The 14,003-nt window shown below is 67.9% G+C and carries 15 protein-coding genes and 1 pseudogene; 5 read left to right on the plus strand and 11 right to left on the minus strand.

The genetic code is table 11. The features are described from left to right. The 6 genes from AC5Y6Y_RS21080 to AC5Y6Y_RS21105 form a co-directional block, all read right to left on the minus strand. The gene (locus AC5Y6Y_RS21080; protein WP_473139447.1) at positions 1-1,437 is read right to left on the minus strand and encodes a neutral zinc metallopeptidase; all 1,437 of its coding nucleotides are present in this window, start codon (positions 1,435-1,437) and stop codon (positions 1-3) included. A gap of 77 nt (positions 1,438-1,514) precedes the next feature. Then, a complete protein-coding gene (locus AC5Y6Y_RS21085) occupies positions 1,515-1,916 on the minus strand; it encodes a DUF4190 domain-containing protein (RefSeq protein WP_463825569.1) in 402 nt (133 codons plus the stop codon). 91 nt (positions 1,917-2,007) lie between these two features. Next, entirely contained in the window at positions 2,008-3,483 is a 1,476-nt protein-coding gene (locus AC5Y6Y_RS21090; protein WP_473139448.1) for a M28 family peptidase, read from the minus strand. Further along, positions 3,480-4,982, minus strand: a complete 1,503-nt coding sequence (locus tag AC5Y6Y_RS21095; protein ID WP_463825567.1) for a M28 family metallopeptidase — start codon at positions 4,980-4,982, stop codon at positions 3,480-3,482. Before AC5Y6Y_RS21095 ends, AC5Y6Y_RS21090 begins: the two co-directional genes overlap by 4 nt. A gap of 10 nt (positions 4,983-4,992) precedes the next feature. After that, the gene (locus AC5Y6Y_RS21100) at positions 4,993-5,418 is read right to left on the minus strand and encodes a DUF2752 domain-containing protein (protein ID WP_473139449.1); all 426 of its coding nucleotides are present in this window, start codon (positions 5,416-5,418) and stop codon (positions 4,993-4,995) included. Positions 5,419-5,439: 21 nt separating this feature from the next. After that, entirely contained in the window at positions 5,440-5,763 is a 324-nt protein-coding gene (locus tag AC5Y6Y_RS21105; protein WP_463825565.1) for a CD225/dispanin family protein, read from the minus strand. A 368-nt stretch (positions 5,764-6,131) separates the two neighbouring features. On the opposite strand from AC5Y6Y_RS21105, the gene AC5Y6Y_RS21110 reads away from it, so the two are divergent. Beyond that, complete coding sequence (locus AC5Y6Y_RS21110; protein ID WP_463825564.1) at positions 6,132-6,632, plus strand: serine/threonine protein kinase; 501 nt, start codon at positions 6,132-6,134, stop codon at positions 6,630-6,632. Positions 6,633-6,646: 14 nt separating this feature from the next. On the opposite strand, the gene AC5Y6Y_RS21115 is transcribed toward AC5Y6Y_RS21110, so the two are convergent. From AC5Y6Y_RS21115 to thiO, 4 genes are read right to left on the minus strand one after another with little or no spacing between them, the layout of a single operon-like run. Further along, positions 6,647-7,405: an SGNH/GDSL hydrolase family protein gene (locus tag AC5Y6Y_RS21115; protein WP_473139450.1), complete on the minus strand. Its 759-nt coding sequence runs from the start codon at positions 7,403-7,405 to the stop codon at positions 6,647-6,649. Then, positions 7,402-8,106 (minus strand): thiazole synthase, encoded by a 705-nt coding sequence (locus tag AC5Y6Y_RS21120; RefSeq protein ID WP_463825965.1) that lies wholly within the window; start codon positions 8,104-8,106, stop codon positions 7,402-7,404. Before AC5Y6Y_RS21120 ends, AC5Y6Y_RS21115 begins: the two co-directional genes overlap by 4 nt. Positions 8,107-8,149: 43 nt before the next feature. Continuing rightward, positions 8,150-8,347, minus strand: coding sequence for a sulfur carrier protein ThiS (gene thiS / locus AC5Y6Y_RS21125; RefSeq protein ID WP_463825562.1), 198 nt, complete (start codon positions 8,345-8,347; stop codon positions 8,150-8,152). Next, positions 8,347-9,351 (minus strand): glycine oxidase ThiO, encoded by a 1,005-nt coding sequence (gene thiO / locus AC5Y6Y_RS21130; protein ID WP_463825561.1) that lies wholly within the window; start codon positions 9,349-9,351, stop codon positions 8,347-8,349. The genes thiS and thiO overlap by 1 nt, the downstream gene beginning before the upstream one ends. Positions 9,352-9,494: 143 nt before the next feature. Here thiO and thiE point away from each other — a divergent pair, with 143 nt between their 5' ends. Further along, positions 9,495-10,160, plus strand: coding sequence for a thiamine phosphate synthase (gene thiE, locus AC5Y6Y_RS21135; RefSeq protein WP_473139451.1), 666 nt, complete (start codon positions 9,495-9,497; stop codon positions 10,158-10,160). On the opposite strand, the pseudogene AC5Y6Y_RS21140 reads toward thiE, so the two are convergent. Then, a pseudogene (locus AC5Y6Y_RS21140) lies at positions 10,147-10,623 on the minus strand (NUDIX hydrolase); the annotation flags it as partial. The gene thiE and the pseudogene AC5Y6Y_RS21140 sit on opposite strands and share 14 nt — an antisense overlap. Before the next feature lie 116 nt (positions 10,624-10,739). Between AC5Y6Y_RS21140 and glnX the strand changes: the two are divergent. From glnX to AC5Y6Y_RS21155, 3 genes are all read left to right on the plus strand, one after another. Then, positions 10,740-12,059, plus strand: a complete 1,320-nt coding sequence (gene glnX, locus AC5Y6Y_RS21145; protein WP_463825558.1) for a protein kinase G-activating protein GlnX — start codon at positions 10,740-10,742, stop codon at positions 12,057-12,059. Beyond that, a complete protein-coding gene (locus tag AC5Y6Y_RS21150) occupies positions 12,059-13,036 on the plus strand; it encodes a glutamate ABC transporter substrate-binding protein (protein WP_463825557.1) in 978 nt (325 codons plus the stop codon). The genes glnX and AC5Y6Y_RS21150 overlap by 1 nt, the downstream gene beginning before the upstream one ends. Next, the coding region (locus AC5Y6Y_RS21155) for a serine/threonine protein kinase (RefSeq protein ID WP_499930206.1) at positions 13,036-14,003 on the plus strand (968 nt) is incomplete at its 3' end. The genes AC5Y6Y_RS21150 and AC5Y6Y_RS21155, both read left to right, overlap by 1 nt.

Here is a 14,003-nt window from a genome sequence, read left to right on the forward strand (position 1 = left end):
CTACCCCGGGTAACGGGTATAACATCCGGCCATCTCGCCGCCGACGCCGGAGCGGAATGCGGCGATCCGGGTGAATCCGGCGGGCACGCTGACACCGTCGGCGTCACTGGCGACCATATGGTTGGTGAGCAGTCCGGCCACCGCTTCGTCGAGGTCACCGGCGGTCAAGACCAGCGAGTTACCCGACGGCAACTCGATGTTGTCGGACATTTTGCGGTGCGCGACGCCGGTGAGGCAGGCCGTGCGCAGCGCGGTCCACGGACTCTGCATCGGCAGGTTGCGCTCGTGCTGGACCGCCAGCGCGTACCTCGACATCACGATCGACAACGCGGTGTCGTCGCCCTGGGGCAGGCTGTGTTCGTTCTCGCCGGCGACCTTGCCCATCGTGGCCAGGGCAGGCAGGTCGACGGCGATGGTGTTGGTGGCCGGGCAGTACGACGCCGGCGGGCTGGGCTTGGCGTCGGCGCAACCGGCTTCCTTCAGTGACAGCTTGGGCGGGTTCTTCGGGGCGAAGATCTTGCCCATCAATTCCATCAAGGTGTTCAGGGTGTCTTCGTTGATCTGGACCTCACCGGTCTCCGTCGATCCGCTGGTGTCGACCCGCAGCGTCGTGGGCAGGTCGCCGCGGCGCCGCTCGATCTCGGCTTTGGTGATCGTCGCGCACGCCGACGTCCCGGTAACGAAGCCCATCTGAAAGGCGCTCACCCGGTCCAGTGCCGATCCGTGCTCGTCTTCGTTGGATTCGTCGGCGTCCATCACCGGGTCCCGGGTGGTGATGATCCCGGCCAGCACATGGTCGAGTCCGTCGCCGGTGCTCAGGGTGAAGCGCGGCGACTTACCCTCGGCCACGTAGTACAGGTACACCCCGGCGAAACAGTCCGCCTGCTGCTCGTAGACGATGGTCGGGTCTTTCCGGTTGACCAGCTTGGCCATCGCCTGCAGGGCGTGCCCGAACTCGTGGGCGAGCACGCCGTTGACCGACATGTCACCGAAGTACTGCTGCGCGGTCGGCATGAAGACCCCGCGGTCCCAGGCGATCAGGTTGCAGCGCGACGTGAAGAACGCGTTGACGTTGTCGTAGGTCTGGCTGCGGCAGACCCGTGGGCTGTTGCGGTCCTTGGAGTTGTAGGACACGAACTTGTCGACTGGCTTGTAGGAACCCTTCAGCGGTGCTTTGTAGTTCGCCTGCCAGAACTCTTCGATGTCGTTGATGGAGAGCAAGGACAGTCTGTCGATCGGTCCGTTGTCGGTGTTGACGACGGTGCCCGTCGCGGCGGGCGCGTTCGCTTTCACGCCACTCTTGCCGTTGGTCGCCGGCAGGCCACCCACCCGGAAAGGATCGTTCAGGATGGAGACCGCCCGGCCCTCGACCATGGTCGAACATCCCGCCACTATCAGCACGGCGCCGAGGCATGCCGTCACTGCCCGAAAGCTCATCGAATCAACCCCGTCCCGACCCGGCCGGACCCAACGACACCCATTCTAACCGGCGTCGTTCAGGTCACCGGAACGCGTCAGACTAGCGCAGCTCGCGAAAACACCTGCGGGTCAACGGCAGTCAGCATCATCGAGACGGTGTCGTGGCTACTGCTGGTGGCCGCCATGATGGCGACGAAGATGAACCAGAGCACGATCATGACGATCGAGATCCCGCTGATGATCACGCCGGCCAGCGCCATGCCGCGGCCATCCTGCCCGGTCTTCTTGATCTGATTCAGCGCGATGATGCCCAATACCAGGCCCACGATCGGGCCGATGCCGCAGATCCACCCCACCAGCGAACACACCAGCGAGGCGATCGCCAACCCGTTGGTGCCGACGGGTTGCGGATAGCCACCGTACGGATTCGGTGCCGGCGGCGGATATCCGTATCCACCGGGCGGTGGCGGCGGATAGTGGGGCGGTTGCTCCGTCATGGGACCCTCCTACACCAATCACGATGCCGCCGCAGTTTGCCGACGTCAGCGCACACTCTACTTCCCGGCTCACGTCGTGACCAGCGTTGCGCTAAGACACCCGGGTGCGGTGACGTTTGTCATGGGGGGTAACGCCGTTGACACCGGTGACCGAGTCGGCATAGGTGCCCACCGCGAATGCCACCCCAGACCCCATGACCGCCAACGCTTCCCGGTTCACGGCTTCGAGGTTGTCGCGTGCACTCTGGTAGCCGGGGTCGAATGCCACGCCCGGCTGACCACCCCAGAGTCGCGCCTGCACAGCGGTTTTCACTTGCGAAGCGCCGGTGTTCATGCCACCCACCGGGACGCCCGCGACGAGAAACGGGTGATAGTCGGTGCGGGTGTTCAGCGGCATGTCGGCCGGCCGCTTCCCGGCCAGGTTCAGGTATCCGGCCAGCGTCCGTTCGATTCCGGCCGATCCCTGCGGCACGTCGGCCGACGGCACATCCGGACCGGCCGGTCCCGACTGGTCACCGTCGTCGGTGAAGAACCCCGCGTTAGGCGAACCGAGCATGTCGAAGTTCAAATACAGTGCAATGTTGTTCAGCGCCTCGTTGTCGAGGCCGAAGACGTAGTCCATCGAGCCGTTGGTGCCGTTCTCCTCGGCTCCCCAGAACGCGAAGCGCACCGCGTTGGTCACCGGCGGCAGGGGACCCAGCTGCAGCGCCGTCTCCAACACCGCGGCCACCCCGGTCCCGGCATTGTTCAGGCCCGGACTGTCCGCCGGGCTGTCCAGATGGGTGCCTACCATCACCACCTCGTTGACCGCGCCGGTCCTGGTCTGCGCCAACACGTTTCGCGAGGTGATCTTGACGTTCGCGGCGTCCAGCACCAGCCGCACCGGTCCGGCGCCGCGGGTCAGTGCGGCGGCACCGTTGGTGCCCACCACCGCGACCGGGACGGTCAGCTGGTTGTAGTAGCCGGGGTTGAACAGTGTGGGCGATGCCCCCTGGCCGCTGGGCTGGATCACGATCAGCGCGGCCGCACCCCTGGCCACGGCGCTGTTCTGCTTGTCCACCACCGAACAGCGGGTGTCGTCGACCACTGCGATCGCGCCCTTGGGCAGCGCGTCCGGATAGTCGGTCGCGGCACAACCGGCGGCTGCGGCGGGTCGCACCACCGGTCCGCTCAGGCCGCCGGCCGGCGTCCGCACCAGTAGCGAAGCCTGGTCGACGGGGAAGCTGCGACCGGCGACGGTGAGCGCCGGCTTGCCCTGCGAGGTGTTGCGCAGCCGCTCGAACTGGGGTGTCGCTACTTCGAATCCCTTGGCGCGCAGTGTTCTAGCCACATACTCGACACTGGCGTCGTAGCCGGGTGTGCCCGCGGCCCGACTCCCCTTGTTGGCGTCGGCGATGTCCTGCAGCGCCCGCAGATGGGCGAACATCGCGGCTGCGGTGACCTTCGACGCCAGCGCACGCGCCGGGTCCGGTGCGGCAACCGGCTGGGCCGGGTCATGCGAGGACGGCGTACCCGCGCATGCCGCGAGCAGCAACGTCAACAGCAGGGCGGCGATCCGGCCGGTCATGGCCTGGCGAGCACGTGACGGGTGCGATCTCCCATGCTCGGAACCCCGTTGCGGCCGCCGAGATCCTGCGCGTACAGGCCTACTGCATAGGCGACGCCGCCGCCCTGGATCCCCAGCGAGGTTCGGTCGATGTGTTCGAGGGTGTCGCCCTTCTGGTGGTAGTTGGGGTCGAACGGCTGGTCGGCCGCCCCGCCCCACAGCTTGGCCTCCTCCTCGGACATCTTGGCTTCCGCTCCGGAGAACAGGCCGCCCGACGGGACGCCGGCCAGGGTGAACCCGTCGTAGTCGGAGCGACCGTCGAACGAGGTGTCCCGGGCGGCCTTTCCGGACAGTTTCAGGTAAGCGACCAACGTGCGCTCGATGCCGGCCGAACCCTCCGGCACCACCGGCTGGCCGCGGGCATCCATCGGCAGCGACTGGTCACCGTCGTAGGTGAAGTAACCGGGGTTGGGCGACGCCAGCATGTCGAAGTTAAGGTACAGCGCAATGTTCTTCAGCCCGTCGATGTCCAGTGACTCGACGTAGTTGCGCGAGCCGATCAGCCCGAGTTCTTCGGCGCCCCAGAAGGCGAACCGGACCGCGTTGTGCACCTGCGGCGAATTCCCCAGTTGCACCGCGGTTTCCAGGATCGCGGCGACGCCGGAACCGTTGTCGTTGATGCCCGGCCCCTCCGGCACGCTGTCCAGATGCGCACCGGCCATCACGACGTCGGTCGGCGAACCCGTCTTGGTCTGCGCGATGACGTTGCGGGCCTTGAAGTTCTGCGTGGTCGCCGAAAGTTTGATGGTCGCCAGCCCGGACTTGGCGCGCAACTGGAAGCCGACGGATTTGGTGACACTGACCACCGGAATCTTCACGTCGGTGGTCGCGCCGAGCGTGCCGCCCATGGCCTGCTCGTCGACGTTGTCGATGACGATCAGGGCCACGGCACCGCGTTGTGCGGCGGCGTCCTCTTTCTGGGCGAACTGGCAGGAACCGCGGTTGACCACCACCACCGCGCCCTGCACCGGCAGCTTGTCGTAGTCGTCCGGCGTGCAACCCGGACTCTCGCCGTCGGGCGCGAACAGCAGCGGGCCCGTCACACCCTCGGGCGGGGTGCTGCGGCTGTACTCCAGGGCGCGGGCGTCGGCGGTCAGGTCCCCGACGGCGACCGAACCCTTCTCGGCGTGGAACACCCGCGCCGAGAATTCGGGGGTCTGTACGTCAAACCCGCTGTTGCGCAACGTTTCTACGACGTAGTCGACGCTGGCGTCGTAGCCGGGGGTGCCCACCGCGCGGGTGCCGTTGTTGGCGTTGGCGATGTCCTGCAGTTTGGACAGGTGCGCCAGCATCCCGTCGGTGGACACCTTGTTGCGCATTGCGGTGGCGAAGTCGGTCGCGGCCGGGCTGCCGCCTGCGGGCTGCGACTCCGTGGCGCACCGTCCGCAACCCGTGACGAGGAAAGCGACCGTCGCCAGCACGGCAAGGGCCGCGGCAAGCGACTTCGATTTGTGCACCATCGCGCCCAGACTAGACGGCCAGTCCCCGCAACGGCGCGACCGGGATGTTGCGCACCACGAACCAGACCACCCACACCCCCAGCGTCACCAGCGCCGCCCACCGGGTGTGCTGCCAACTCTTGATCCGCCGACCGACCACGTGGCCGTACGTCCAGGCGGCGTAGGCCCACACCAGGAGTACCACTGCGATCAGGGCGACGGCGTTGAATCTGGCCGCCGCCCACACGTTCCCGTGCAGCAGGCTGTACAGCATCCGCATGCTGCCACACCCCGGGCAGTCGATCCCCAGTAGCGCTTTGGTGGGACAGGTCGGCAGCGGGCCGCCCGGCGTGGTGGGGTCAGCCAGCCAGATGCCGGTACACACCGCTGTTGCTGCCGCAGCCACCAGCAGCGGACGACCCAGCCGCAACGGCCGGACAGCTCGGCGGGTGTCCACAGGATCAGCCAGTGCTCGGCCTCAGAACAGGATTGCGGCCATCGAGGTGGTCGTATCCGGAGCGTTCGACGCAAGCACGAATGCGAGGACCGCATAGAGGACGGCCGAGATCACCCAGGCAATGACCGACCACTTCACCCACTTCTTGGCCGAGTCGGCGGAGGCTTGCGCCTCGGCGTACTGACCCTGCGCCCAGAGACCCGAGACCTGACTGGCCTTGACGATCGCGACGATCCCGGTGGGCGGGAAGCAGAAGATCGTCGCCAAGATGGCCAACACCAGGTTGTTGTTCGGCGCCTGCCCGGCGGGCGGCTGCTGCGGCGGGTAACCGGGAGGTTGCGTCATGATTCTCCAGATCGAGAGAAGTTAGCTGGCGGGAAGCGAGGCTTACCATACCGGAGACTTGGCACGCTGGCACCACAAACTCGGCAGCCGCGATCGCGCCCCGGCAGCCCGCCCTTGCGCAATTTTCAGAACTTGCGACAAACACTGCGCCACAACGTATTTCAGTGCTACCCCGAGGACCGACGCACCGTCATTGGCACCCAATCAGACAGTGCCCCACAGAATGTATCGCCGCCGGGCAGGATGTCCGGTCACCCGAGCCGTGGATTCCTTTCGGAAAAGTCTGTTTTCTGCGGTGCCGCACAAATACACTCCCCGGTACCGGCACAGGCGCACCATCGGTCCCACCAAATAAAAGGAGTCAACAAATGTCTCACCTCACACAGTTGCTGCGGGCCGTATCCGCCGCGGCGCTGGTTGGCACTGTCAGCTATGCGGGCATGGCGACAGCGAATGCCGATCCCAACGAAACGCTCGTCAGCCTGCTGTCGAAAGGCTACTCCACCAGCAACTGTCACCAGGCGGACCCGTCCAGCGGCATGGTCGCCGTCATGGAGTGCGGCCAGAACTCGCTCGAGGGTGGACCCGTCGTCGCCAAGTACATGCTGTTCAGCAACTCCACCGACCTGGGCAGTGCGTTCACCGCCAGCATCAAGGACGACACCCTGGCCAACTGCGGGGACGCCAAGTCACCCACCACCTGGACCCAGGGCAGCTCCACCACACCCTCCGGCCAGGTGGCGTGCGGCACGTATCAGGGTCAGGCCGAGGTCATCTGGACCACCGACGCCAAGAACGTGCTGAGCTTCATCCGCGCGTCCAACACCGACACCGCGTCGCTGTACAAGTGGTGGCACACCAACGGCTGACCGTTTTCGTTGCCTTACAACGCTTTCCGGATAAGTTCTGCGACGGCCCGCATCCCGGCACCGTTCGGGTGCAGCGGTGCGGGCCGACCGGGTAGCGGCACACCGGGTTTGGTAGTCCAGGGCTGCTGGGACCACGCGTGATGATCGCGGCTGGCCGCCGCGGCCGGCACCACGGCACAGTCCGTCACCGCGGCGGCTTCGGCCGTCAGCTTTTCCAGGGTAGTGGCCAGATGCCGGCCCAGTTCCACATGTTCGCCGGACAGCGGTGGCGCGGGCACACCTGCCGGTGGCAGCACCGTCAGGTAGTCGACAAAGAAGATCTGCGCCCGCGGCGCGCGCTCGCGCAACGAATGTCCCACTGCGCAAAGCGAATCGAACACCTCGGACAGGGCGCGATCGCGCGTCTGCCGATCCAGCAGACCCGCGATGCGTCCGCCCAGCAGCGGCAGGTGCCGCACCACTGACGGCAGCGACGCCGCCATCAGCGCCGGGACATAGCCGACGTCGTTGCCGCCGATGGTCACCGTCACCAATGTCTCGGACCCGTCCAGTGCGGTCACTTGTGGCGGTGCGCCGTATTGACGTTCAGACAGCACGTGCGCCGTGGTGGCGCCGGAGAAGGTGACGTCGGTCAGATCCAGGCCGGCTTGTGCGGCGAGCAGGTGCGCGTAGTTGCGCGCCGATCGTCCCGCTCGCCACGGCGCACCCGCCGCGCGCGGCCGTATCCCAGGGCCGGCGGCCATCGAACTGCCCAGTGCCACATATCGTTTCATCGGGTGGGGCTGGACGCCTGAGCCCAGAAGCGCTTCGGGATGCGACCGGCCCGCCGGGCCAGATAACCCGCATTGACGGCGGCCGCCATGGCCGCGGCCATCATCGGCGGATCGGCCGCGCGGGTGACCGCGGTGGCCAACAGGACCGCGGCACAACCCAATTCCATCGCCAGGGCCGCATCGCTGGCCGTGCCGATCCCCGCGTCCAGCACCACCGGGACACCGGCGCGGGCGACGATCATCTCGATGTTGTGCGGGTTGGTGATGCCCAGCCCGGTGCCGATCGGCGAACCCAGCGGCATCACCGCCGCGCATCCGGTGTCTTCCAGGCGTCGGGCCAGCGCCGGATCGTCGTTGGTGTAGGGCAGCACCACGAAGCCGTCGTCCACCAACTGTTCTGCTGCCCGGATCAGTTCGACGGCATCCGGCAGCAGGGTGCGCTCGTCGGCGATCACTTCGAGCTTCACCCAGTTGGTGTTGAGCGCTTCCCGGGCGAGCTGCGCGGTGAGCACCGCCTCGGCGGCGCTGCGACACCCGGCCGTGTTCGGCAGCGGTGTGATGCCCAGCCGGTTGAGCAGGTCGAGCAGGCCGGTGCCGCCCTCGGCGTCCACCCGGCGGATCGCGACGGTGGTCAGCTCGGTGCCCGAAGCGGTGAGCGCCTCCTCCAGCACTGCGAGGTTGCCCGCTCCCCCGGTGCCCATGATGAGCCGCGAGGAGAAACTGCGGTCCGCGATCGTCAGCTTGTCAACCACCCTGCACCGCCGTCACCACCTCGATACGCGCACCATCGGACAACGTTGTCGCCCAATTGGACCGCGGCAGCAACGAAGAATCCAGCGCCACCGCCACCCCTCGGTCCGGGAAACCCATCGAGCTCAGCAGCGCGGCCACGGTGGTCTGCTCACCGACCTCGACCTGTCGTTCGTTGACCATCACGATCATCAGTGCGCTCCCACCGGAATCAGTTGTGACACAATATGTTCGGCTGTCCACGGGGCTAACAGGAACCCGGACCGGCCGTGGCCGGTGGCGACCAGGGTCCGCTCGTCCAGTCGTCGCACAATGGGCAGGTTGTCCGGCGTCATCGGCCGCAGGCCGGCCGCGCACTCGGCCAACTCGTATTCGCCCAGCGCCGGCAACACCGCGCACGCGTCGTCGAGCAGGTCACGCACCCCCGAGACCACCGGGGCGGTGTCGCGGCCGTGCTCGTACTGGGTGGCGCCGACGACGACGCCGTCCGGGCGCGGCACCAGGTACACCTGCCTGCCGTGCACCCGGGCCCGAATCACCCGCTCCGGCAACGGCATACATCCCTTGCGCCAGCGCAACCGCAGCACCTCGCCCTTGACCGGCCGCACCGGCAACCCGGGCCACAATCCGGGAGCGTCGATGCCGTTGGCGATCACCACCGTTTCGCCGGCTGCGCCGGCCAGGTCGGTGACCGGTCCCGCCCAGTGAATTCCGAGCCGCGTACAGTCCCGGGCCAGGGCGTCGAGCACCGCGCGGTTGTCCACCGCCAGCTCGGTCGGCGCCCGGAAGCCGTGCCGGATGCCCTGCGCCAGCTGCGGTTCCACCTCCCGGGCGGCCGACTCCCAGACCACCGGGTGACCCTGCTGCGACAACCAGTCCGCCACCGTCCGCAGATCAGCGACGTCGGCCCGGTCGACCGCCACCACCAGAGACTCGCGGGCGGTCACCAGCTGCGGTTCCAGACCGTCCAGAAACCCGCCGTCGCGCCACAGCCGCAGCGACTCCAAGCCCAACCGCAGCAGCCGCTCCTCACCGGGCCAGCCTTCGCTGTGCGGGGCCAACATGCCGCCGGCCACCCAGGAGGCGCCGCCGTCGTCGCGGCGGTGCACGGTGACCGAGAGCCCGGCCTGAGCGGCCCGGCGCGCCACCGACAACCCGATGATCCCGCCGCCCACCACCGCGAGCGCGTCCGACATTCCTGCTCCCTTCGCCGGCATGACCCGGATCAGGTGTGACGGTAAGGGCAGGTCCATATCGGCTGTGCCCACTCTCAGCCCCGCCGGTAACCCGGGACTCCCGTGTGTTCTCCGTGTCCACGCTAGCGCGCTAACGTCGCGGTGTGCATCAGCCCCGACTCGCGACAGCACGGTTGTACCTGTGCACCGACGCCCGGCGCGAGCGCGGCGACCTCGCCGAGTTCGCCGACGCAGCGCTGGCCGGCGGGGTGGACATCATCCAGTTGCGGGACAAGGGGTCGCCCGGTGAGCAGCGATTCGGTCCGCTGGAAGCGCTCGACGAGCTGGCCGCCTGCGAGATCCTCGCCGAGGCTGCCCACCGGCACGGTGCCCTGTTCGCCGTCAACGACCGCGCCGACATCGCCCGCGCCGCCGGTGCCGACGTGCTGCACCTGGGCCAACGCGACCTGCCCCTGCCTATCGCCCGCGAGATTGCCGGGCCGGACCCGCTGCTCGGGCTGTCCAGCCACTCAGCCGCCGAAGCCGAAGCGGCCGCGGCCGGGCCGGCCGACTACTTCTGCGTCGGTCCCTGCTGGCCCACACCGACCAAGCCGGGCCGATCGGCGCCGGGTCTGGACCTGGTGCGTTTCGCCGCCGCGCTGGCTACCGACAAGCCCTGGTTCGCCATCGGAGGCGTCGACGTGCAGCGGTTGCCTGAGGTGCTCGAGGCCGGGGCACGCCGGATCGTGGTGGTGCGCGCCATCACCGCCGCCGAGGATCCGACAGCCGCAGCGCAAGCGCTCAGCTCGGCGCTTGCAGCGGCAGCGTAGCCAGGACGCCGCGCAGATATTGCCAGCTGGCGGCGAACCCCGGGTGTAGCGGCAGGCTGGCAACCTCGTCCTCGCCGACCCAGCGCATCTCCGCGGTTTCGTGGTTGGCCACGGTCTCCAGCATTTCCTCGGCGTCGGCGACCACGGTCGTGTAGGTCCACTCGGTATCGAGTGGCTCAGCCGTGATCCGCGTTGTACGCACAATCACCCGCCGCGTGTCCAGACCCGCCTCCTCGTACGCCTCACGCAGCGCCGCCTGCTCCGGGGTCTCGTGACTGTCCAGGGCACCGCCGGGCAACCCCCAGGTCCCGCCCTGATGACTCCATACCGCGCGATGTTGCAGCAGCACCGCGGGGGCGCCGTCGTGCCGGGGCGCCCGCAGCAGCAGCCCGGCCGCACCGAATCTGCCCCAGTAGTGCCTGCCACCCTCGGATATCACCCATCCGTCACCGTCGCCCCGCACCGATTCAGGATAGGCAGGCGGCAATTCGTGCCGCCTCCCCACATCCTCGCCGAGATGCTCATAAACTCGACGCATACGGGTTGGTGAGATGGCCGAAAGATGAGGGCTGAGCAGAAGTGACGGTTGAGCTGGCGCATCCGTCGACCGAGCCACTGGGATCGCGCTCCCCCGCCGAACCCGCACATCCCCGCTGGTGGTTCGTGTCCACCACCCCCGGCCGCATCCTGACCATCGGCATCGTGTTGGCCGCCCTGGGGGTGGCCAGCGCGTTCGCGACTTCCACCACGATCAACCACCGCCAGCAGGTGCTGACCACGGTGCTCGAGCACACCGAGCCGCTGTCGTTCGCGGCCGGCCGGCTGTACACCACGCTGTCGGTGGCCGACGCGGCGGCGGCCACGGCGTTCATCGGGCAGACCGAACCGCGGGCTGTGCGGTTGCGGTACGAGCAGGCCATCACCGACGCCGCGGTCGCGGTGACCCGGGCCTCGAGCGGTCTGACCGACCAATCGCTGGTGCAGCTGCTCGGCCGGCTCAACGCCGAACTGGCCGTCTATACCGGGCTCATCGAGATCGCCCGCACCAACAACCGGGCCGGCAACCCGGTCGGCTCGTCGTACCTGTCGGAGGCGTCCGGGCTGATGCAGTCACGGATCCTCCCCGACGCGCAGCGGCTCTACCAGGCGACCTCGAACCGGGTGGACAGCGAGACCACCGCCTCGACGCAGATCCCGGCCCCGGTCATCCTGGTCGTGGCCACCACCGTGGTGTTCGGCGCGTTCTCCCATCGCTGGCTGGCGCGGCGCACCCGGCGGCGGGTAAACCCGGGCCTGGTCGTCGGCGCGCTCGGTATTCTCGTCATGGTGGTGTGGGTGGGGACCGCGTTGGCCATTTCCACGACGGCGAGTCGTAGCGCGAAGGACACTGCCGCCGAGTCGCTCAAGACGGTGACCAACCTGGCGATCACCGCCCAGCAGGCACGGGCCGACGAGACGTTGTCGCTGATCCGCCGCGGTGACGAGGAGGTCCGCAAACAGGCCTTCTACCAGCGCATCGACGCCATGCATCACCAGCTCGACGCGTACATGGCCCGCAACGACGCCGTCGACAAGCCCGATCTGCAGGGTGCCGATCAACTGCTGGTGCGCTGGCAGCAGGCCAACGACCGGATCAACGCCTACATCGCGGTAGGCAATTACCGGGCCGCCACCCAGGTGGCGTTGGGCAAGGGCGAGGACGACTCGACCCCCGCCTTCGACAAGCTCGACGAGGCACTCACCAAGGCCATCGAGCAGAGTCGTAATCATTTGCGCACCGACGTGCTCAATGCCTACCGGGGACTGGCCGGGGCGCAGATCGGCGCGGTGGTGCTCAGCCTGAGCGCCGCCGTCGCGGTCGCGCTGGGGCTGTGGCCGCGGCTGAAAGAGTATCGGTGATGAGGCGCCGGGGCCGGATCCGACGAGTTGCCGGGCTGGTTGCGCTCACGGTCGGCCTGGCCGGTTGCGGTCACTCCGAACCACTGAAGGTCGACGCGGCGCCGACCCTGCCGCTGCCGACGCCGGTGGGCATGCAGGAGCTGCCGATGGAGGCTCCGCTGCCGCCGGACAGCACCAGCCAGGACTGCAACCCCACCGCCAGCTTGCGGCCATTTCCCAACCGCGCCGACGCCGACGCCGCGGTGGCCGGCATCCGTGCCCGCGGCCGGCTGATCGTCGGCCTGGACATCGGCAGCAATCTGTTCAGCTTCCGCGACCCGATCAGCGGCGACATCACCGGTTTCGACGTCGACATCGCCGGCGAGGTGGCGCGCGACATCTTCGGCAGCCCCAACCACGTCGAGTACCGGATCCTGTCGGCCGACGAACGCATCACCGCGTTGCAACGCTCGCAGGTCGACATCGTCGTCAAGACCATGACCATCACGTGCGAGCGGCGCAAGCTGGTCAACTTCTCCACCGTGTACCTCGACGCCAGCCAGCGCATCCTGGCGCCGCGGGACTCGCCGATCGCCAAGGTGGCCGACCTGTCCGGCAAGCGGGTCTGCGTGGCCCGCGGCACCACCTCGCTGCGCCGGATCCGCGAGATCGCGCCGCCCCCGGTGATCGTCTCGGTGGTGAACTGGGCCGACTGCCTGGTGGCGATGCAGCAACGCCAGATCGACGCGGTGTCCACCGACGACTCGATCCTGGCAGGTCTGGTCGGCGAAGACCCCTACCTGCACATCGTCGGGCCGAACATGGCCACCCAGCCGTACGGCATCGGGATCAACCTGGACAACACCGGCCTGGTCCGGTTCGTCAACGGCACCCTCGAGCGCATCCGCGGTGACGGCACCTGGAACACGTTGTACCGCAAGTGGTTGACCGACCTGGGTCCCGCCCCGCTGCCGCCCCAGCCGAAGTACGTGGACTGATGAGCAAGCAGGCATCCCAGGACCAGCAGGATGAGCTGGAGGGCACCGAACCGGCCCCCCAGCAGGAAGATGCGCAGACCGGCGCGACCGCGACGACCGGCCGCCCGCAAGCCACCCAGGCGCTGTTCCGGCCGGATTTCGACGACGATGACGATCTCGACAGCGACGACATCGCCTTTTCGCTGGGCTCCATAGACACCCAGCCGCAGGACCGGATCGCCGGGACGACGCGGTCGGTGCCGGCGATCCGGCAACTCGGCGGCGGGTTGGTGGAGATCCCGCGGGTGCCCGACATCGACCCGCTCAAGGCGTTGATGAAGAACCCCGTCGTCCCGGAAAGCAAGCGGTTCTGCTGGAACTGTGGCCGTCCGGTCGGCCGGTCCGGTTCGGAAGGCAAGGGCGGGGAAGGACCCAAGGAGGGTTGGTGCCCGTACTGTGGTAGCCCGTACTCCTTTGTGCCGCAACTGAATCCGGGCGATATCGTGGCCGGGCAGTACGAGGTGAAAGGTTGCATCGCGCACGGCGGGCTGGGCTGGGTCTACCTGGCGGTGGACCACAACGTCAACGACCGCCCGGTGGTGCTCAAGGGCCTGGTGCATTCCGGCGACGCGGAGGCACAGGCCATCGCCATGGCCGAGCGACAGTTCCTGGCCGAGGTCGTGCACCCGTCGATCGTGCAGATCTTCAACTTCGTCGAGCACAACGATAAGCACGGCGACCCGGTCGGCTACATCGTCATGGAGTACATCGGCGGCCAGTCGCTCAAGCGCAGCCGCAAGAACGGGAAGACGGAGAAGCTGCCGGTCGCCGAGGCGATCGCCTACATCCTGGAAATCCTGCCCGCGATGAGCTACCTGCATTCGATCGGCCTGGTCTACAACGACCTCAAGCCGGAGAACATCATGCTCACCGAGGAGCAGCTCAAGCTGATCGACCTCGGCGCGGTGTCGCGGATCAACTCGTTCGG

It is taken from the genome of Mycobacterium sp. NGS24, assembly GCF_059813065.1.